This is a genomic window from Xanthobacter autotrophicus, from assembly GCF_030015065.1.
GTDB lineage: Bacteria > Pseudomonadota > Alphaproteobacteria > Rhizobiales > Xanthobacteraceae > Xanthobacter > Xanthobacter autotrophicus_D.
Window position 1 is genome coordinate 1 of the sequence record NZ_JAIVFN010000094.1, and the last position, 18,021, is coordinate 18,021.

Genomic DNA, 18,021 nt, shown 5'->3' on the forward strand with positions numbered 1-18,021 from the left:
CCCCAACCCCACCCGCGCCACGCCGGTCCACGAGGTGATCTTCGACAAGCCCATCATCAAGGTGCCGGGCTGCCCGCCCATCGCCGAGGTGATGACCGGCGTCATCACCTACATGCTCACCTTCGACCGCCTGCCCGACCTCGACCGGCAGGGGCGGCCCAAGATGTTCTATTCCCAGCGCATCCACGACAAGTGCTACCGTCGTCCCCACTTCGACGCCGGCCAGTATGTGGAGAGCTTCGACGACGAGGGCGCGCGCAAGGGCTATTGCCTCTACAAGGTGGGCTGCAAGGGTCCCACCACCTACAACGCCTGCTCCACCGTGCGCTGGAACGACGGCGTCTCCTTCCCCATCCAGGCCGGCCACGGCTGCATCGGCTGCTCGGAAGACGGCTTCTGGGACAAGGGCTCCTGGTACGCCCGCCTCGCCGATCTCAAGGGTTCGGGCTTCGGTATTGAATCCAACGCCGACAGCGTGGGCCTCGCCGCCGCGGGCGTCGTGGGCGGCGCCGTGGCGGTGCACGCCGCGGTGAGCGCGCTCAAGCGCGCCCAGCACAAGACTACGGACAACGGCGCCGATAAGGGAGGCGAGAAGTGACCATCCAGACGCCGAACGGCTTTTCCCTCGACACCTCCGGCAAGCGCATCGTGGTGGATCCGGTCACCCGCATCGAAGGCCACATGCGCTGCGAGGTGAATGTGGATTCAAACAACGTCATCCGCAACGCGGTCTCCACCGGCACCATGTGGCGCGGGCTGGAAGTGATCCTGAAGGGCCGCGACCCGCGCGACGCCTGGGCCTTCGTGGAGCGCATCTGCGGCGTATGCACCGGCTGCCACGCGCTCACCAGCGTGCGCGCGGTGGAAGACGCGCTGCAGATCAAGATCCCCAACAACGCCTTCCTGATCCGCGAGATCATGGCCAAGGTGCTGCAGTGGCATGACCATGTGGTCCATTTCTACCACCTGCATGCGCTCGACTGGGTGAACCCGGTCAATGCGCTCAAGGCGGACCCGAAGGCGACGAGCGTCCTCCAGCAGTCCATCTCGGCGCATTCCAAGTCCTCGCCGGGCTATTTCCGGGACGTGCAGAACCGGCTGAAGAAGTTCGTGGAGAGCGGCCAGCTCGGCATCTTCAAGAACGGCTACTGGGACAACCCGGCCTATCTGCTGCCGCCGGAAGCGGACCTGCTGGCGGTGACGCACTATCTGGAAGCGCTCGACTTCCAGAAGGAGATCGTGAAGGTCCATACCATCTTCGGCGGCAAGAACCCGCATCCGAACTATCTGGTGGGCGGCGTGCCCTGCGCCATCAACATGAACGGGGACATGGCCGCCGGCGCCCCGCTCAACATGGAGCGGCTGAACTTCGTGAAGCTGAAGCTTCAGGAAGCCTTCGAGTTCTCGCAGAATGTCTATGTGCCGGACGTGATCGCCATCGCCTCCTTCTATAAAGGCTGGCTCTATGGCGGCGGCCTCTCCGGCCAGAACGTCATGGATTATGGCGACTACGAAGCCATCCAGGGCCAGAAGAAGACCGACCGCCTGCCCGGCGGCGTCATCCTCAACGGCAACTGGAACGAGGTGCACCCCATCGACCCGCGCAACCCGGACGAGGTGCAGGAGTTCGTGGCGCATTCCTGGTACACCTACGGGGATGCGAACAAGGACAAGGGCCTGCATCCGTGGGACGGCATCACCGATCCCCAGTACGTGCTCGGCCCCAATGCCAAGGGCACCCGCACCAATATCGAGGCGGTGGACGAGAACGCCAAGTATTCCTGGATCAAGGCGCCGCGCTGGAAGGGCAATGCGGTGGAGGTGGGTCCGCTCGCCCGCTACATCCTCGCCTATGCCCAGGGCGTCGATTATGTGAAGGGGCAGGTGGACGAGGCGCTGGGCCAGTTCAACACGCTGGCCGGCACCCAGCTCACCGCCAAGCAGGCGCTGCCCTCCACCATCGGGCGGACGCTGGCCCGCGCGCTGGAGGCGCATTACTGCGCCAAGATGATGCTGGACGATTTCGACCAGCTCATCGCCAACATCAAGGCCGGCGACACCTCCACCGCCAATATGGAAAAGTGGGACCCCTCGACCTGGCCGAAGGAGGCCAAGGGCGTGGGCACGGTGGCCGCGCCCCGCGGCGGCCTCGGCCACTGGATCAAGATCAAGGACGGGCGGATCGAGAACTACCAGTGCGTGGTGCCCACCACCTGGAACGGCGGGCCGCGTGACCCCAAGGGCAATATCGGCGCGTTCGAGGCCTCCCTCATGAACACGCCCATGCAGCGCCCCGAGGAGCCGGTGGAGATCCTGCGCACGCTGCACTCGTTCGATCCGTGCCTGGCCTGTTCCACGCACGTCATGTCCGAAGGCGGCGAGGAACTCGCCCGCGTCACCGTCCGCTGAGGGAGGGATGCCATGACGGATACTTCCCTCTCCGGCGCCGCCCCTCCGGCCGCGCCCGCCGCTGACAAGGCGGCGGCCGGTGGAAAGAAGCTGACCACCATCTATGTGTACGAGGCGCCGGTGCGCCTCTGGCACTGGGTGAACGCTCTTTCCATCGTGGTGCTGTGCATCACCGGCTACTTCATCGGCTCGCCCTTCCCGACCCTGTCGGGGGAGGCGAGCGCCCATTACCTCATGGGCACCATCCGCTTCGTGCACTTCGCGGCGGGCTACATCCTTGCCGTGGGATTCCTGGGGCGGATCATCTGGGCCTTCTTCGGCAATAAGTATTCCCGCGAGCTGTTCACCTTCCCGTTCTGGAAGAAGAGCTTCTGGCGGGGCTTCTTCGTCGAGGTGAAGTGGTATGCGTTCCTCAAGCCGCGTCCGCTGAAGTTCGCGGGGCACAATCCGCTGGCCCAGTTCTTCATGTTCTTCGTGATGGTGCTGGGCCTCGCCTTCATGATCGTCACCGGCTTCGCCCTCTATTCGGAGGGCACGGGGCCGGGATCGTGGCAGGACAAGCTGTTCGGCTGGGTGCTGCCGCTGCTGGGCGGTTCCATGCAGGTGCACACGCTGCACCATTTGGGCATGTGGGTGATCATCCTGTTCGTGATCATCCACGTCTATTCGGTGATCCGCGAGGACATCATGTCCCGCCAGACCATGGTCTCGGCCATCACCAACGGCCACCGCACCTTCCGGGATGACGATCCGGAGTGAGGGCGGCACGGCTCGGGAGGCAAGGGCGCGGCTTTGGCCGCGCCCTTTTTGTTTGGCGCGTCACCCGGCGCTTTTCGGTCGGGGAAGAAAACGGGCCCGCGCTCTTTCTTGAATTTAGAGGTCGGCTGCGTTGACCCGGAGGGATGTGAAATTGCATCCCGCCATGCAGAAAGTGGAAATCTTAATTCCAATTTGTGGCCAAAGGTGCCAGAGTTTTTCCACTCGTCATGCTGCTGCCACGTATGAGGTATGCAGCCGCCACGATCCGAATCAACGCTTTGTCCACAATTGCGAATGGCTGGCATGCTCCTTGAATTGGAGAAGCTCGAAAATCAGACGGCGGCAGACCGTCGTGGGAGGCCGTGACCGAGGAGGGATGCGTCGCATGGACGACGAACGGACGACTGCGCGCATTCTGGTGCTCGGCATCGGCAACATCCTGTGGGCCGACGAGGGGTTCGGCGTCCGCGTGCTGGAAGCGCTCGATGCCTCCCACGTCTTTCCCGACACCGTCACTTTGCTCGATGGCGGCACGCAGGGCCTCTACCTCCTGCCCTATCTGGAGGAGGCGGACGGCGTCGTCATCGTGGATGCGGTGGATTACGGCCTTGTTCCCGGCACCCTCCACATCCTCGCCGACGACGAGGTGCCCGCCGTGCTCGCCGCCCGCAAGGTGAGCCTGCACCAGACCGGCTTCCAGGAAATCCTCGGCCTGCTCGCTTTGCGCGGCAAGACGCCCGCGCGCATCGTGCTGGTGGGCGTGCAGCCCGAACTGCTGGACGATTACGGCGGCGGCCTCACCGCCACCATCGCCGCGCAGGTGGAGCCGGCGGCGCGCAAGGTGCTCGACATCCTGAAGGGCGAGTTTGGCGTGGTGCCCGCGCCCCGTGCCGGGCAAGGAAGCGCCACTTCCGGCAGCCTCGTCACCGCCGCGGTCGGCCGGCAGTCCTACGAGAGCGAGCGCCCGAGCGCCGAGGCGGCCTGCCGCATCGGCGATCCCCGCGTGCTCGCCACCTCCCGGAGCTGAGCCATGTGCCTCGGCCTGCCCATGCGCATCGAGGAGGTGGACGGCAGCTTCGCTTTGTGCCGCGCCGAGGGCGCGCGCGAGCGGGTGGACCTCGCATTGGTGCCTGAGGCGCGCGCCGGAGACCATGTGCTGGTGTTCCAGGGCACCGCCCGCCGCCTGCTGGACGCCGACGAGGCGCGCCTCATCACGGATGCGCTCGCCGGCGTCGCCGCCATCATGGCGGGGGAGGCGGATGCCGCAGCCATCGACCGCGCCTTCGCCGACCTCGCCGACCGCGAGCCGACTTTGCCGCCCCATCTCGCCGCGGCCTATGCCGCCGGCCGAAAGGAAGCCTGATGTCCGAGGTCGCGATCCCCGATCCCAATCTCCATCCCCTGGTGCGCCGGCTCGTGTCCGAGCGCGCCTGGCCTTATCTGGAAGCGCCCGAGGACACCGCGCGGCTCGATGCCCGCGACCATTTCCTGTTCCTGCCGGCCCACGGCAAAGCGCATCTGGAAAGCCCGGACATCGCCGTGGTGCTCCCCGAGCTGGTGAACGCGCTGGGCGGCGAGGCGGCGATCGGCGGCGCAGTGGCGGGGCCGAAGACGGAGGCCGCCCTGCGCGATGCGCTCAACCTCGCCTTGCCCGCCATCGTGGTGGTGCGCGGCGGCCTGCCTCTGGGCGCCATCTCCCGCATGCGCGACTGGGACGAATATCTCGAACGCCTCGGCGCGCTGCTGAAGACCCCGTCCGCCGCCACCCACTGAGGCCAGGAACCCAAGAAGGCACGCCCCGAATGTCCTCTTCCCCCTTCGCCACACAGCCTCCCGTCGGCTTCGGCCCCGGCAGCCAGTCCGGCAGCGACGAGGAAGGCCTCGCCTATCTGCCGCTGCCCTCCGGCATGCGCACCTTCGAGGCCCATCTGCCCGAGGTGGAGGACCCAGATCGCCTCGCCCCGGCGCTCAGCGTGCTGGAACAGGTGATCGCGGCGCTGAACGCCTGGGAGCCGGGGACGAGCCACGTCATCCCGCTGACCCATCTCGACCGGGACAATATCGCTTTGGTGGATGAGGCCATGGGCGAGGGCGAGGTGGCCATCAAGGTGGCCGCGCTCGGCGATGCGCGTGCCATGGAGATCCAGGAGGCGACCTTCGCCGGGGTGTGGCGCCTGCGGGGCGCCGCCGGCACCGACCGCATCGAGGTGGCGGCCTTCCCGCGCGGCGCGCTGGTGCGGGCCTTCGGCGCGGCGTCGGGCATCAACCTCGACGGCCTCGACGCCCCGGCCCCCGGCATCTTCAATGCGCCGGCGCTTCTGGTGGAGATCGACCACCGTGCCCGTGCCCGCCAGCCGGGGGAGGTGCCCCACGTCATCAATCTCTCGCTGCTGCCCCACACGCCCGAAGACCTCGCCATGCTCGACGAGCGGCTGGGGCAGGGGGCCACCACCGTGCTCTCGCGCGGCTACGGCAATTGCCGCATCGACGCCTCCGCCACACGGAACGTCTGGCGGGTGCGCTTCTACAATTCGCAGGACATGCTCATCCTCGACACCATCGAGGTGACCGAGGTTCCGGAAGTGGCCTGTGCCGCCCGTGAGGACATCGCCGACAGCGCCGAGCGCCTCGCCGAAGTTCTGGCGGCGATCCGGTGAGCGCCATGGCTGCTGCCCCCTCAGCCACCGCCCATGCCTTCTTCGAAGGCTCCTATCTCGGCGACCGGGCGCGCCTTGCCCCCACCGCGCGCCTTGAGTGCAAGGTGTGCTGGCACGTCTATGACCCCGCCGAGGGCTGCGAGACGTGGCAGGTCCCGGCCGGCACGCCGTTCAACGCGCTGCCCGACCACTGGCGCTGCCCGGTGTGCGACGGCGCGCGCGACCAGTTCATGGTGCTGGACGGCGGCGCCCCCGATCTGCCCGCCATCGCCCCGCCCGCCGCAGCTGATCCCCACCTCGAAGCCCAGCTCAAGGACATGCCGGGGCGGTTCGAGGCGGTGTTCCGCGAGATCCATTCGGCGAAGATGAAGGGCGTGCCCTTCGTCAACGAGAGCCTCGGGGTGAAGGCCGTGGGCTTCCGCGCCCATGAGGGCCGCGTGCTGGGCGTGCTGGTGACACCGTGGTTCATGAACCTGGTGCTGCTGCCCGCCGCAACCGACGACTGGAGCGGCCTGAAGACCGGCGACAAGGAACTGATCGCCTTCCCGTCCGGGACATATGAGTTCCTCGCCGCCGACCGGCCGGAGACGGGGCCCTACAAGGCCTGCTCCCTGTTCTCGCCCATGTTTGACTTCTCCTCCATGCTCCAGGCGGTGGAAACGGCGGCGGCGGTGCTGCCGGCCCTGTTCGATGCCGCCAACCGGGAGGAGGGCACCCGCACCGCCGAGATCCGCCGCCGTGCGGAAGAGGCGGCGGCACAGGCGGAAGCGGAAGCCGCCGCGCTGGACAAGGTTGCGGCGTCCGAAGAGCCCGCCCCCCGGCCCGCCGGTGCGCCCGCCGAGTTGTCCCGCCGCGCGGTGATCCTCGGCCCGCGCGCGGCGCAGGGCGTGGCACAAGACAGCCCGCAGGACGGCGCCGCATGATCCACGCTCCCGCCACGCTCCGCCGCCTCACCATCGCGCTCGACGGGCGCGCGGGGAGGGAAGATGCGGAAACTTGGCGCTTTGGTCGGGAGACGGGGCCGGACCCGGCACAGGCTCTGGTCGGGCGCACGCGGGAGGAGGCGGCGCGGCTCTCGCCCCTCGTCTTCAACCTGTGCGGCGCCGCCCACGGCCTTGCCGCTGCCACCGCCCTCGGCCTGCCGGCGGCGGCGGACGGGGCGGCCATGGCGCGCGAAACCGTGCGCGACCACGCCCTCGCCATGCTCCACGGCTGGCCGCAGGCCTTGGGCGAGGCGCCGGACCGCGCCGCGCTGGGCCTGCTCGCCCGGTCGGACGGCGGGGACGCCTTCGCAACCGCTCTGGTGGGAGAGGCGGCCAACCTTTCGTCCTTCTCGCTCGCCGAACTGGAGGCGTGGCTTCGGGAGGAGCCCACGGGAACGGTCCGCCTGCTGGCCCGCCTCCGCCACGAGGTCGATCCTGCCGAGGGGCGGGCGGGGCTGCCGGAACTGACGGCGCAGGACGTGGCGACGGCGCTGGATCCTGAGGGGGCATCCGGCGACGGGGTGCTCCGCGAAACCGGCGCTCTCGGCCGTGTCGCACACACGCCGCTCGTCTCCGCCCTCCTCGCCAGCGAGGGGCCGAGCCTGTTCGTGCGCCTGCTGGCCCGGCTGGTGGATTGCCTCGCGGCGCTCAAGCCGTCCTCCTCCGTCCCGGCGCGCGACCTGCCGCGCGACCTGCCGCCCGGCCTCGGCATCGCTGCCGCCGCGCGCGGGCTGCTCGGCCACGGGGCGCGGGTGGAGGCGGGGCGCGTCGCGGCCTATCGCATCCTCTCCCCCAGTGCGTGGAACCTTGCCCCCGGCGGCCTTCTGGACCGCGCCTTCGCGGCTCTGACGCCGGGTCCCGGCGCAAGGCGGCTGGCGCCGCTCTTGGTGTCCGCGATCAATCCGTGCGTGCCGGTCACCCTGTCCTTCGCGGAGGACCTGGCCCATGCATGAGATGGCCGTGTGCGAGAGCCTGCTTTCCGCCATGGAAGAGGCGGCGAAGGCGCAGAATTTCTCCCGCGTCACCCGCGTGCGCCTCGCCATCGGCCGCTTCGCCGGCATCGAGATCGAGGCCCTGCGCTTCGGCTTCGACGTGGTCATGCGCGGCTCCCTCGCCGAGGGGGCCGAGCTGGTGGTGCTGGAAGAGGACGGCACCGCCTGGTGCTTCGACTGCTGCGAGACGGTGGCGCTCTCCCACCGCCTCGCTTCCTGCCCGAAATGCGGCGGGGAACGCCTCGTGCCCAATGGCGGCACGGACATGAAGATCAAGGACCTGGAGGTGATGTGATGTGCACGGTCTGCGGCTGCAGCGGCGACGGCGCCACCATTTCCGACGCCACGGGCGGGCACGCCCACGCCCACCCTCATGAGCACGGCGAGGGCCATTCCCACGCCCATGGCGAAGCCCACGTCCATACCCATGCGGACGGCACCACCCACAGCCATGGCCATGGGCATGATCGCGGCCACCACCACGATCACGCCCACCACCCCGCCGGCGGCACCCTCGACTATGGTTCAGGCCCCGCCCGCGCCCATGCGCCGGGCCTCAGCCAGGCGCGCATGGTGGAGATCGAGACCTCCATCCTCGCCAAGAACGACGATTACGCGTCCCGCAACCGCGCCCGCTTCGAGGCCGCCGGCCTCCTTGCACTGAACCTCCTCTCCGGCCCCGGCGCGGGCAAGACCACGCTGCTGGTGGAGACGCTGAAGGCGCTCGCCGGCCGCCTGCCCACCGCTGTCATCGAGGGCGACCAGCAGACCGACAACGACGCCGCCCGCATCCGCGCGGCCGGGGCGCCGGCGGTGCAGATCAACACCGGCAAGGGTTGTCATCTGGACGCCCACATGGTGGGGCATGCGGTGGAAAAGCTGCCTTTGCCGCCCGGCGGGGTGCTGTTCATCGAGAATGTGGGCAACCTCGTCTGCCCCGCCGCCTTCGACCTCGGCGAGACGAGGCGCGTCACCCTGATCTCGGTGGCGGAGGGTGACGACAAGCCGCTGAAATATCCCGACATCTTCGAGGGCGCCGACCTCGTCCTCATCACCAAGGCGGACCTTGCGCCCCACGTGGACGCGGACATGGCGCAGCTTGAGGCCAACATTCGCCGGGTGAACCCGCGGGCCGAGATCCTGCGCGTCTCCGCGCGCGGCGAGGTGGGGCTGTCGCGCTGGCTCGCCTGGCTGGAGAAGGCCCGCGCCGAGCGCCTCGACGCGCTGGCCGCCGCCCGCGAAAGCGAGGCGCAGGCCCTGCGCGCCGCCATCGGCGGGGGCGCGCGGTGAACCGCCGCCCCGCCATCCTCGTGGTGGACGACGAGCCGCGCTCGGTGGAGGTCATCGCCCGCGTGCTCGACGAGGAGTTCGACGTCTTCACCGCCCTCAACGCGGACGAGGCCCGGCGCATCCTGGAGAATGAGTGGATCCAGGTGATCTTCTGCGACCAGCGCATGCCGCACACCTCCGGCGTGGCGCTGCTCACCGAGGCGCGCGAGCGCTGGCCGGACATCCTGCGCATCATCGTCACCGGCTATACCGAGCCGCAGGACATGATCGGCGCCATCAACGAGGCCGGGATCTACCAGTTCATCCCCAAGCCCTGGCATCCCGACCAGCTGCTGCTCGTCGCCCGCAACGCCGCGCACCTGTTCCAGCTCCAGCGCGACCACGAGCGGCTGAACCTGGAAATGAAGCTCACCGCGGCCACCGCCGAGGCGCGGCTCGGCGTGCAGCAGGCGCGGGTGAAGCAGAACTTCCATTTCGACACCCTCGTCCGCGCCCCCGGCAGCGCGCTCAGCGCGGTGTGCCTGCGGGCGGCGCAGGTGGCGACCTTCGACGTGCCGGTGCTCGTCCACGGCGAGACCGGGACGGGCAAGGAACTGCTGGCCCGCGCCATCCATTATTCAAGCCTGCGCTCCGACCGGCCGTTCTTCGCAGTGAATTGCGGGGCGATCCCCGACGAGTTGCTGGAATCCGAACTGTTCGGCCACAAGAAGGGCTCCTTCACCGGCGCTCACGTGACCCGCATCGGCCTGCTCGACCAGGCGGATGGCGGCACCATCTTCCTCGACGAGATCGGCGACGTGTCGCCCGCCTTCCAGGTGAAGCTGCTGCGCTTCCTGCAGGAGGGCGAGATCCGCCCGGTGGGCGCCAACGAATCCAAGCGCGTCAATGTGCGGGTGCTGGCGGCCACCCATCGCGATCTCTATGGCGAGGTGGGGCGCGGCCGCTTCCGCGAGGACCTGTACTATCGCCTCAGCGCCATGGTGCTGACCCTGCCGGCCCTGCGCGAGCGGCGCGCGGACATCCCGGTGCTGGCCCAGAGCATCCTCGATGCGCTGTCCGCCCAGCACGGCAAGCGCGTCAAGGGCTTCACCGAGGAAGCGCTCTCCTGCATGCAGGCCTATGACTGGCCCGGCAACGTGCGCGAGCTGCAGAACGAGGTGACGCGCATGCTGGTGCTCGCCGAGCGCGACCTGCTCTCCGCCGACCTGCTCTCGCCCCATGTGGTGCGCACCGCCGCCGCCGAGACGCGGGCGGTGGAGGCCCGTGCGTCCGAGGTGGGTGTGTCTCAGGCCATCGCCCTGCCCGACGGCGGGCCGCTGAAGGACCGCATCGAGCGCATGGAGGCCACCATCCTCACCGAGACGCTGGTGCGCTGCCGCTGGAACAAGAGCCGTGCGGCGGAGGAGCTGGGCCTCTCCCGCGTGGGCCTGAGGGCGAAACTCGACCGCTACGGGATCTCCCGCGGCGGGGCCTTTTCCAAGTCGCATTGAGGAGACTTGCCATGTGCCTCGGCATTCCCGGCCAGATCGTCGCCGTCGCGGATGAGGACGCCATGCTGTGCGTGGTGGATGTCTCCGGTGTCCGCCGCTCCGTGGACGTGGTGTGCGTTGCCGAGCCCGGCGCGCCGCTCTCGGACCTCGTGGGCGCGTGGGTGCTGGTGCATGTGGGCTTCGCCATGAGCCGCATCGACGAAGAAGAGGCCGCCGCCACCCTCAAGGTGCTCACCGAGATCGGCGAGGCGGCGGCGGAAATGGAAGCGCTGACCAAGGGCAGCGTCGATCTTCACCCCATCACCGCCTGAGGAGACGGCCATGCGCTACGTCGACGAATTCCGCGACCCCGCCCTTGCCGCCACGCTGGTGAAGGAGATCGGCGCCATCTCCGCACGCTTGGAACGCGGCCGCGACCGGCCGTTCGCCATCATGGAAGTGTGCGGCGGGCATACCCACGCCATCTTCCGCTACGGGCTGGAAGGGCTGCTGCCGGACCTCGTGGAGTTCGTGCACGGGCCGGGCTGCCCGGTGTGCGTGCTGCCCATGGGCCGGGTGGACGACTGCGTCGCCATCGCCGAACGCGAGGAGGTGATCTTCGCCACCTTCGGCGACGCCATGCGCGTGCCGGGCTCCAGGAAGAGCCTGCTCCAGGCCAAGGCGGACGGGGCGGACGTGCGCATGGTCTATTCGCCCCTCGACGCGCTCACCCTCGCCAAGCGCAATCCCGAGCGGCAGGTGGTGTTCTTCGGCCTCGGCTTCGAGACCACCATGCCCTCCACCGCGCTCACGGTGCTGCGGGCGGCGCGGGAGGGAGTTCAGAACTTCTCCCTGTTCTGCAACCACATCACCATCATCCCCACGCTCCGGGCGCTGCTGGAGCAGCCGGACCTCGGCATAGACGGCTTCATCGGGCCGGGGCACGTCTCCATGGTCATCGGCACGGCGCCCTACCGCTTCATTGCCGAGGAGTTCGCCAAGCCCCTCGTGGTAGCGGGCTTCGAGCCCATCGACCTCCTGCAATCCCTGCTCATGGTGCTGCGCCAGATCGAGACCGGGACCGCGCGGATCGAGAACCAGTATGCCCGCGTGGTGCCGGAGCACGGCAACCCGCAGGCGCTGAAGGCGGTGGAAGAGGTCTATGAGCCGCGCGAGACCTTTGAATGGCGCGGGCTCGGCTCCATTGCCGGGTCTGGCGTGCGGCTCAAGGCGCCCTATGGGGCGTTCGATGCGGAGAAGCGCTTCAGCGTGCCCGACGTGAAGGTGGCGGACCCCTCGTCCTGCCGCTGCGGCGAGGTGCTCACCGGCGCGGCCAAGCCATGGGCCTGCCCGGAATTCGGCAAGGGCTGCACCCCCGAGACGCCGCTGGGCGCGCTCATGGTGTCGTCCGAAGGCTCTTGCGCCGCCTATTACCAATATGGCGGCATGCGGGGAGAGGCCGCATGAACATCCCCTTCGTTCCCTCCACCCGTCGCCGGCCGCTGACCCACAAGACCGTGACGCTGGCCCATGGTGGCGGCGGCAGCGCCATGCGCGACCTCATCGACGACGTGTTCCTCGCCGCCTTCTCGGGCGACGGGCGCGCCGCGCCCGAGGACCAGGCCCGCTTCGATCTCGCCGCGCTGATGGCCCATGGCGACCGCCTCGCCTTCACCACCGACGGCTTCGTGGTGGACCCGCTGTTCTTTCCTGGTGGCGACATCGGCAAGCTCGCCGTCTGCGGCACGGTGAACGACCTCGCGGTGGGCGGGGCGAAGCCGGTGGCGCTCTCCTGTGCCGTCATCATCGAGGAAGGCCTGCCGGTGGAGACATTGCGGCAGGTGGCGGCCTCCATGGCGCAGACCGCGCGGGCGGCAGGGGTTGCCATCGCCACCGGCGACACCAAGGTGGTGGCGCGCGGCGCATGCGACAAGCTCTTCATCACCACCACCGGCATCGGCGTGGTGCGCAAGGGGCTCGACGTGGGGATCTCCAAGGCGCGGCCCGGCGATGTGGTGCTGGTGAACGGCCTTCTGGGCGACCATGGCGCCGCCATCCTGAATGCGCGGGGCGACCTCGCCCTTGAGACCGCCATCGAGAGCGACTGCGCGCCCCTGAACGGCCTCATCGACACGCTGATCGAAGCCGCCCCCGGCCTCCGCATGATGCGGGACGCCACCCGCGGCGGCGTCGCGGCGGTGGTGAACGAACTGGCCGAGGCCAGCGCCGTGGGGGTGCGGCTTCGGGAACTCAGCCTGCCCATGCGGGCCGAGGTGATGGGCTTCTGCGAGATCCTGGGCCTCGACCCGCTCTATCTCGCCAACGAGGGCAAGATCCTCGCCGTGGTGCCGCCCGAAGAGGCCGACACGGCGCTCGTCGCCCTGCGTGCCCATCCGTTGGGGCGGGAGGCGGCCATTATCGGCGAGGTCACGGGCGAGCGGCCCGGACGGGTGGTCATGCAAACGCGCTTCGGGGGCGAGCGCATCGTCGATATGCTGGTCGGCGATCAATTGCCCCGCATCTGCTGAAACCTTCATTTGGGGAGAAAGATATGCGTCATACAGCCCGCACGGCACTCGCCGCTGCCGCCCTCGTCCTGCTGCCGCAGCTGGCCTTCGCCCATACGGGCGTGGGTGCCGTGCACGGCTTCGACGCCGGCTTTGCCCATCCCATGGGCGGCCTCGACCACCTGCTCGCCATGGTGACCGTGGGCATCTTCGCCTTCCAGCTCGGCGGGCGCGCCATCTGGGCGGTGCCGGTCACCTTCGTCGCCCTCATGGCCGCGGGCGGCGCGCTCGGCGTCAGCGGCATCGAGGTGCCCTTCGTGGAGCTGGGCATCGGCCTGTCCGTGGTGGTGCTGGGCGCGGCGGTGGCGTTCGGCCTCAAGGCGCCGCTGGCGCTGGCCATGGCGGTGGTGGGCTTCTTCGCCATCTTCCACGGTCACGCCCATGGCACCGAGATGCCGCTGGACGCCTCGGGCCTTTCCTATGGCCTCGGCTTCATGAGCGCGACCGCGCTGCTGCACCTCGCCGGCCTCGGCCTCGGCATGGCCATCGGCCGCTTCGGGGAAACCCATGGCGCGCGCTATGTGCGCGGCGCTGGCGCGGCGGTGGCCGTGACCGGCCTCGGGCTCGTCACCGGCATCCTGTGAGACCAGAGCCCACGCGACCGGCTTGCATCGCAATCTGATCGGAGAACGGGTTCTCTTGTCTTAAGTTTGGAGACCGATGCCGTTCGGTATGAGGCATTCACCGGCCGGGCGCCACGCGCGTCCGGTCGTGTGCTATATGGCCTCCCGCGAGCTTTGAGGGGCCGGGCGGGTGCTGTACGACGCCGAGTATCTGACGCGGATCGAGGGGCTGATCCGCGCCCATCTTCCTGATTGGGGGCTGCCGGCCGACGCCGCCCTGAGCCTCATCTCCATTTCCGAGAACGCTACCTTCCGCGCCACCTCCGACGCGCGCGACCTGGTGCTGCGCGTCTACCGGCCGGGCTATCACACGCCGGCGGAGATCCGCTCCGAGCTGGCCTGGATCGAGGCGCTGCGGGCCGACGACATCGTGCCCACCCCCCGCATCATCCCGACCCTGGACGGGCGCCTCCTCGCCGGGATCGACGACGGCGGCACGCCCCGCCACATGGCCGCCTTCGCCTTCGTGCCCGGCGCCGAGCCGCAGGAGGGCGATGACCTGCCGCGCTGGTTCCGCCATCTCGGCGTCCTCCATGCGCGCCTGCACGCCCATGCACGGCGCTGGGCGCGGCCGCAGGGCTTCACCCGCAAGGTGTGGGATTTCGAGAGCATGCTGGGCTCGCGCCCGCTGTGGGGCGATTTCCGCGCGGCGCTGGGCCTCGACGGGCCGAGCCGTGCGCTCATGGAGCGCACCGCCGGGGTGCTGCGGGAGAGGCTGGCGCCGCTGTCCACGCCGGACAGCTTCGGCCTCATCCATGCGGACCTGCGCCTCGCCAACCTCCTGGCGGAGGGGGAGGCACTGACGCTTATCGACTTCGACGATTGCGGCTTCTCGTGGTTCCTCTACGACTTTGCCGCCGCCGTCTCCTTCATCGAGCATTCGCCCCTGGTGCCGGAGCTGAAGGCGGCGTGGCTCGACGGATACCGCACCCGCGCGCCCCTGCCGTCCGATGCCGGCGACGCCCTCGACGTGTTCGTGATGCTGCGGCGGATGCTGCTCACCGCCTGGGTCGCCTCCCACGCCGAGACGCCCACCGCGCAGGAGATGGGGGCCGGCTATACGGAAGGCACGCTCAGGCTCGCGGAGGATTTCCTGGCGCGGCGGGGGTGAGGCTGCTGCGAACCCGGCCGCACCGGCGCAAAAGAAAAGGGCGGCCCCGTGAGGGCCGCCCTTTCCGTTTTCCTCGATCCGCGCCGAAGGATCACTCGGCGGCGCCGGCCTCATCGCCGGTCGCGGCGGGAGGCGCGGACTTGTTGGCTTCCCGCTCGGCCTTGGCCTTGGCTTCCAGGTCCTCGCCGGTGGCCTGGTCCACCACCTTCATGGACAGGCGCGTCTTGCCGCGCTCGTCGAAGCCCATGAGCTTGACCTTGACCTTGTCGCCTTCCTTGACCACGTCGGAGGGCTTCGCCACGCGCTCGTTGGCCATCTGCGAGACGTGCACCAGGCCGTCCTTGGAGCCGAAGAAGTTCACGAAGGCGCCGAAGTCCACCACCTTCACCACGGTGCCTTCATAGATCTGGCCCACTTCCGGCTCGGAGGCGATGGACTTGATCCAGTTGATGGCGGCCTTGATGGCCTCGCCCGAGGCGGAAGCGATCTTGATGGTGCCGTCGTCCTCGATGTTGATCTTGGCGCCGGTCTTCTCGACGATCTCGCGGATCACCTTGCCGCCGGAGCCGATCACTTCGCGGATCTTGTCCACGGCGATCTTCATCACCTCGATGCGGGGGGCGTGCTCGCCGAGTTCCGCGCGGGCGGTGGTGAGGGCCTTGGCCATCTCGCCGAGGATGTGGACGCGGCCGTCCTTCGCCTGGGTGAGGGCGACCTTCATGATCTCCTCGGTGATGCCGGCGATCTTGATGTCCATCTGGAGCGAGGTCACGCCCTGCTCGGTGCCGGCCACCTTGAAGTCCATGTCGCCGAGATGGTCCTCGTCGCCGAGGATGTCGGACAGCACCGCGAACTTCTCACCCTCGAGGATGAGGCCCATGGCGATGCCCGCCACCGGGCGGCGCAGCGGCACGCCGGCATCCATCAGCGCCAGCGAGGTGCCGCAGACGGTGGCCATGGAGGACGAGCCGTTGGACTCCAGGATCTCCGACACCACGCGCAGGGTGTAGGGGAATTCGTGCTTGGCGGGCAGCATGGGGTGGATGGCGCGCCAGGCCAGCTTGCCGTGGCCGATCTCGCGGCGGCCGGGGGAACCCATGCGGCCGGTCTCGCCCACGGAGAAGGGCGGGAAGTTGTAGTGCAGCAGGAAGTGCTCCTTGTAGGTGCCTTCCAGGCTGTCGATGAACTGCTCGTCCTCGCCGGTGCCCAGCGTCGCGACCACCAGGGCCTGGGTCTCGCCGCGGGTGAACAAAGCGGAGCCGTGGGCGCGCGGCAGGATGCCGACCTCGGAGACGATGGGGCGCACCGTGCGCACGTCGCGGCCGTCGATGCGGATGCCGTCGTCGAGGATGTTCCAGCGCACGATCTTGGCTTCCAGCGCCTTGAACACGTCGGAGACGACCTGGGCGGCCGGCACGCTCTCGCCGCCGATCGCCAGTTCCTCGTAATACTTCTTCACCTTGGACTTGGCGGCGCCGACCGCGGCATAGCGGTCCTGCTTCTGCTTGATCTTGTAGGCGTCGCGCAGGTCGCTCTCGGCGATCTCCTTCACCTTGGCCTCGATGGCGGAGACATCCGCCGGCTGGAAGGCGCGGGGCTCCTTGGCGGCCTTCTCGGCCAGCTTGATGATGGCCTCGATCACCGGCTGGAAGTGGCGGTGGCCGAACATCACGGCGCCGAGCATGATCTCCTCGGGCAGCTCTTTCGCTTCCGATTCCACCATGAGCACCGCGTCGCCCGTGCCGGCGACCACGAGATCGAGCGCGCTTTCCTTCACCTCGTCCACGGTGGGGTTGAGCACGTATTCATTGTCGATGAAGCCGACGCGGGCGGCGCCCACCGGGCCCATGAAAGGCACGCCGGAAAGGGTGAGGGCGGCGGAGGCGGCGACCATGGAGACCACGTCCGGGTCGTTCTCGAGGTCATGCGCCAGCACGGTGATGATCACCTGGGTGTCGCACTTGTAGCCGTCCGGGAAGAGCGGGCGGATGGGACGGTCGATGAGGCGGGAGACCAGGGTCTCCTTTTCGCTCGGCCGGCCTTCGCGCTTGAAGTAGCCGCCGGGGATGCGGCCCGCGGCGTAGGTCTTTTCCTGGTAGTTCACGGTCAGGGGGAAGAAGTCCTGGCCGGGCTTCGGCTCCTTGGCGGAGACCACGGTGGCGAGCACCTTGGTGTCGCCATAGGTGGCGAGCACGGAGCCGTCCGCCTGACGGGCCATCTTGCCGGTCTCGAGGGTGAGCGTGCGACCGCCCCAGTCCAGCTCTTCGCGATGGATGTCGAACATGTTCAGCGTTCTTTCTTGAATGAGACGCGAAGAGGGCAAGCCATGAGCAAGACGGCCGGACGCGCCGCGCGAAGCCGGTCCTTTGAAAAGGTGGCTCCGACGGTAGCGTCCGGCGATCCTGCCATGACCTGTCCTTCGTTCGCGGACCCGCAGCAGGCCCCATGCCCGCTGCGTAAAGCGCGCCCCGTGGGCGCACCCGGCGCCGGCCCGCCGTGGGCCGTGCCGTTACCTCTGCGGCTTCCGGGGATGCGGGTCGCATCCCGGTGCCCTTGCGCTCAGGCGCCGCGCGGGCTCCACCGGATCAGGATGAGATGGCCCCATCCGGATCCGGCCGGGCGTCAGCGACGGATGCCGAGACGCTCGATGAGGGACTTGTAGCGCCCCTCGTCCTTCTTCTTCAGATAGTCGAGAAGGCTGCGGCGCTGCGAGACCAGCTTGAGCAGCCCGCGGCGCGAGTGGTTGTCCTTGTGATGGGACTTGAAGTGCTCGGTGAGGTTCACGATCCGCTCGGTGAGGATCGCCACCTGCACTTCCGGCGAGCCGGTGTCGCCGTCCTTCGCGCCATAGTCCTTGATGAGCGCCTGCTTGCGCTCTGCCGTGATCGACATCGGTCCATCCTTTCAACGAGAGTGGGATGGGAGCCGGACCCTCCGGACGGGCCGGATGGTGCTTGAGGCTCCCCGTTCGGCCGGGCCGGGATGTCGTCCAGCGCGGTCGAGACGTAACGCGGAAGGCGGCGCCTTTCGGCACCGTCCGCGCGGCGACTATAGCCAGTTTTGCCCGTGAAACCAGCGGAATGTTCACCCCGGCTGGCGTGGGGCGATTTGGCATCAGCGCCGGAAACTCCCTCACCCGCTTGCGGGGGAGGGTTGGGGAG

Annotated in this window: 19 protein-coding genes; 17 read left to right on the forward strand and 2 right to left on the reverse strand. The window is 68.8% G+C overall.

What is annotated here, in order from left to right; genetic code table 11:
- The 17 genes from K9U40_RS16940 to K9U40_RS17020 all read left to right on the forward strand — a co-directional run.
- The coding region (locus K9U40_RS16940) for a hydrogenase small subunit (protein ID WP_282891315.1) at nt 1-598 on the forward strand (598 nt) is incomplete at its 5' end.
- Nucleotides 595-2,409, forward strand: a complete 1,815-nt coding sequence (locus K9U40_RS16945; protein WP_282891316.1) for a nickel-dependent hydrogenase large subunit — start codon at nt 595-597, stop codon at nt 2,407-2,409. The genes K9U40_RS16940 and K9U40_RS16945, both read left to right, overlap by 4 nt.
- 12 nt (nt 2,410-2,421) lie before the next feature.
- Nucleotides 2,422-3,168, forward strand: a complete 747-nt coding sequence (gene cybH, locus K9U40_RS16950; protein WP_282891317.1) for a Ni/Fe-hydrogenase, b-type cytochrome subunit — start codon at nt 2,422-2,424, stop codon at nt 3,166-3,168.
- Nucleotides 3,169-3,553: 385 nt separating this feature from the next.
- On the forward strand, nt 3,554-4,195 hold the full coding sequence (locus K9U40_RS16955; RefSeq protein WP_282891318.1) for a HyaD/HybD family hydrogenase maturation endopeptidase: 642 nt from the start codon (nt 3,554-3,556) through the stop codon (nt 4,193-4,195).
- 3 nt (nt 4,196-4,198) lie between these two features.
- Nucleotides 4,199-4,531 carry a HypC/HybG/HupF family hydrogenase formation chaperone gene (locus K9U40_RS16960; RefSeq protein ID WP_282891319.1) on the forward strand — a complete coding sequence of 111 codons (333 nt, stop codon included), beginning with the start codon at nt 4,199-4,201 and terminating at the stop codon, nt 4,529-4,531.
- Nucleotides 4,531-4,941: a hydrogenase gene (locus K9U40_RS16965; RefSeq protein ID WP_282891320.1), complete on the forward strand. Its 411-nt coding sequence runs from the start codon at nt 4,531-4,533 to the stop codon at nt 4,939-4,941. Before K9U40_RS16960 ends, K9U40_RS16965 begins: the two co-directional genes overlap by 1 nt.
- Nucleotides 4,942-4,970: 29 nt before the next feature.
- Entirely contained in the window at nt 4,971-5,825 is an 855-nt protein-coding gene (locus tag K9U40_RS16970) for a hydrogenase expression/formation protein (RefSeq protein WP_282891321.1), read from the forward strand.
- A gap of 5 nt (nt 5,826-5,830) precedes the next feature.
- A complete protein-coding gene (locus K9U40_RS16975) occupies nt 5,831-6,748 on the forward strand; it encodes a [NiFe]-hydrogenase assembly chaperone HybE (RefSeq protein ID WP_282891322.1) in 918 nt (305 codons plus the stop codon).
- Nucleotides 6,745-7,761, forward strand: coding sequence for a nickel-dependent hydrogenase large subunit (locus tag K9U40_RS16980; protein WP_282891323.1), 1,017 nt, complete (start codon nt 6,745-6,747; stop codon nt 7,759-7,761). The genes K9U40_RS16975 and K9U40_RS16980 overlap by 4 nt, the downstream gene beginning before the upstream one ends.
- Nucleotides 7,754-8,095 (forward strand): hydrogenase maturation nickel metallochaperone HypA, encoded by a 342-nt coding sequence (gene hypA, locus K9U40_RS16985; RefSeq protein WP_282891324.1) that lies wholly within the window; start codon nt 7,754-7,756, stop codon nt 8,093-8,095. Before K9U40_RS16980 ends, hypA begins: the two co-directional genes overlap by 8 nt.
- Nucleotides 8,095-9,090: a hydrogenase nickel incorporation protein HypB gene (gene hypB, locus K9U40_RS16990; RefSeq protein WP_282891325.1), complete on the forward strand. Its 996-nt coding sequence runs from the start codon at nt 8,095-8,097 to the stop codon at nt 9,088-9,090. Before hypA ends, hypB begins: the two co-directional genes overlap by 1 nt.
- A complete protein-coding gene (locus tag K9U40_RS16995; protein ID WP_282891326.1) occupies nt 9,087-10,580 on the forward strand; it encodes a sigma-54-dependent transcriptional regulator in 1,494 nt (497 codons plus the stop codon). The genes hypB and K9U40_RS16995 overlap by 4 nt, the downstream gene beginning before the upstream one ends.
- Nucleotides 10,581-10,591: 11 nt before the next feature.
- Entirely contained in the window at nt 10,592-10,891 is a 300-nt protein-coding gene (locus tag K9U40_RS17000; protein WP_282891327.1) for a HypC/HybG/HupF family hydrogenase formation chaperone, read from the forward strand.
- 10 nt (nt 10,892-10,901) lie between these two features.
- Entirely contained in the window at nt 10,902-12,026 is a 1,125-nt protein-coding gene (gene hypD / locus K9U40_RS17005; protein WP_282891328.1) for a hydrogenase formation protein HypD, read from the forward strand.
- Nucleotides 12,023-13,087 (forward strand): hydrogenase expression/formation protein HypE, encoded by a 1,065-nt coding sequence (gene hypE / locus K9U40_RS17010; RefSeq protein ID WP_282891329.1) that lies wholly within the window; start codon nt 12,023-12,025, stop codon nt 13,085-13,087. The genes hypD and hypE overlap by 4 nt, the downstream gene beginning before the upstream one ends.
- A gap of 23 nt (nt 13,088-13,110) precedes the next feature.
- Nucleotides 13,111-13,710 (forward strand): HupE/UreJ family protein, encoded by a 600-nt coding sequence (locus K9U40_RS17015; RefSeq protein ID WP_282891330.1) that lies wholly within the window; start codon nt 13,111-13,113, stop codon nt 13,708-13,710.
- 169 nt (nt 13,711-13,879) lie between these two features.
- Entirely contained in the window at nt 13,880-14,860 is a 981-nt protein-coding gene (locus K9U40_RS17020; RefSeq protein ID WP_282891331.1) for a phosphotransferase enzyme family protein, read from the forward strand.
- Between the two features lie 91 nt (nt 14,861-14,951).
- On the opposite strand, the gene pnp is transcribed toward K9U40_RS17020, so the two are convergent.
- Together pnp and rpsO are read right to left on the reverse strand one after the other, a co-directional pair.
- A complete protein-coding gene (gene pnp, locus K9U40_RS17025) occupies nt 14,952-17,144 on the reverse strand; it encodes a polyribonucleotide nucleotidyltransferase (RefSeq protein WP_282891332.1) in 2,193 nt (730 codons plus the stop codon).
- A gap of 338 nt (nt 17,145-17,482) precedes the next feature.
- On the reverse strand, nt 17,483-17,752 hold the full coding sequence (rpsO, locus tag K9U40_RS17030; RefSeq protein WP_282891333.1) for a 30S ribosomal protein S15: 270 nt from the start codon (nt 17,750-17,752) through the stop codon (nt 17,483-17,485).
- Between the last annotated feature and the right edge of the window lie 269 nt (nt 17,753-18,021).

What these genes read in the sequence shown, in the direction of transcription:
- K9U40_RS16980 (WP_282891323.1), top strand. Translation starts at nt 6,745, where the DNA reads ATGATCCACGCTCCCGCCACGCTCCGCCGCCTCACCATCGCGCTCGAC.
- K9U40_RS16970 (WP_282891321.1), top strand. Translation starts at nt 4,971, where the DNA reads ATGTCCTCTTCCCCCTTCGCCACACAGCCTCCCGTCGGCTTCGGCCCC.
- K9U40_RS17015 (WP_282891330.1), top strand. Translation starts at nt 13,111, where the DNA reads ATGCGTCATACAGCCCGCACGGCACTCGCCGCTGCCGCCCTCGTCCTG.
- cybH (WP_282891317.1), top strand. Translation starts at nt 2,422, where the DNA reads ATGACGGATACTTCCCTCTCCGGCGCCGCCCCTCCGGCCGCGCCCGCC.
- hypB (WP_282891325.1), top strand. Translation starts at nt 8,095, where the DNA reads ATGTGCACGGTCTGCGGCTGCAGCGGCGACGGCGCCACCATTTCCGAC.
- hypA (WP_282891324.1), top strand. Translation starts at nt 7,754, where the DNA reads ATGCATGAGATGGCCGTGTGCGAGAGCCTGCTTTCCGCCATGGAAGAG.
- K9U40_RS16965 (WP_282891320.1), top strand. Translation starts at nt 4,531, where the DNA reads ATGTCCGAGGTCGCGATCCCCGATCCCAATCTCCATCCCCTGGTGCGC.
- rpsO (WP_282891333.1), bottom strand. Translation starts at nt 17,752, where the DNA reads ATGTCGATCACGGCAGAGCGCAAGCAGGCGCTCATCAAGGACTATGGC.
- K9U40_RS16955 (WP_282891318.1), top strand. Translation starts at nt 3,554, where the DNA reads ATGGACGACGAACGGACGACTGCGCGCATTCTGGTGCTCGGCATCGGC.
- pnp (WP_282891332.1), bottom strand. Translation starts at nt 17,144, where the DNA reads ATGTTCGACATCCATCGCGAAGAGCTGGACTGGGGCGGTCGCACGCTC.
- K9U40_RS16960 (WP_282891319.1), top strand. Translation starts at nt 4,199, where the DNA reads ATGTGCCTCGGCCTGCCCATGCGCATCGAGGAGGTGGACGGCAGCTTC.
- hypE (WP_282891329.1), top strand. Translation starts at nt 12,023, where the DNA reads ATGAACATCCCCTTCGTTCCCTCCACCCGTCGCCGGCCGCTGACCCAC.
- K9U40_RS17000 (WP_282891327.1), top strand. Translation starts at nt 10,592, where the DNA reads ATGTGCCTCGGCATTCCCGGCCAGATCGTCGCCGTCGCGGATGAGGAC.
- K9U40_RS16975 (WP_282891322.1), top strand. Translation starts at nt 5,831, where the DNA reads ATGGCTGCTGCCCCCTCAGCCACCGCCCATGCCTTCTTCGAAGGCTCC.
- hypD (WP_282891328.1), top strand. Translation starts at nt 10,902, where the DNA reads ATGCGCTACGTCGACGAATTCCGCGACCCCGCCCTTGCCGCCACGCTG.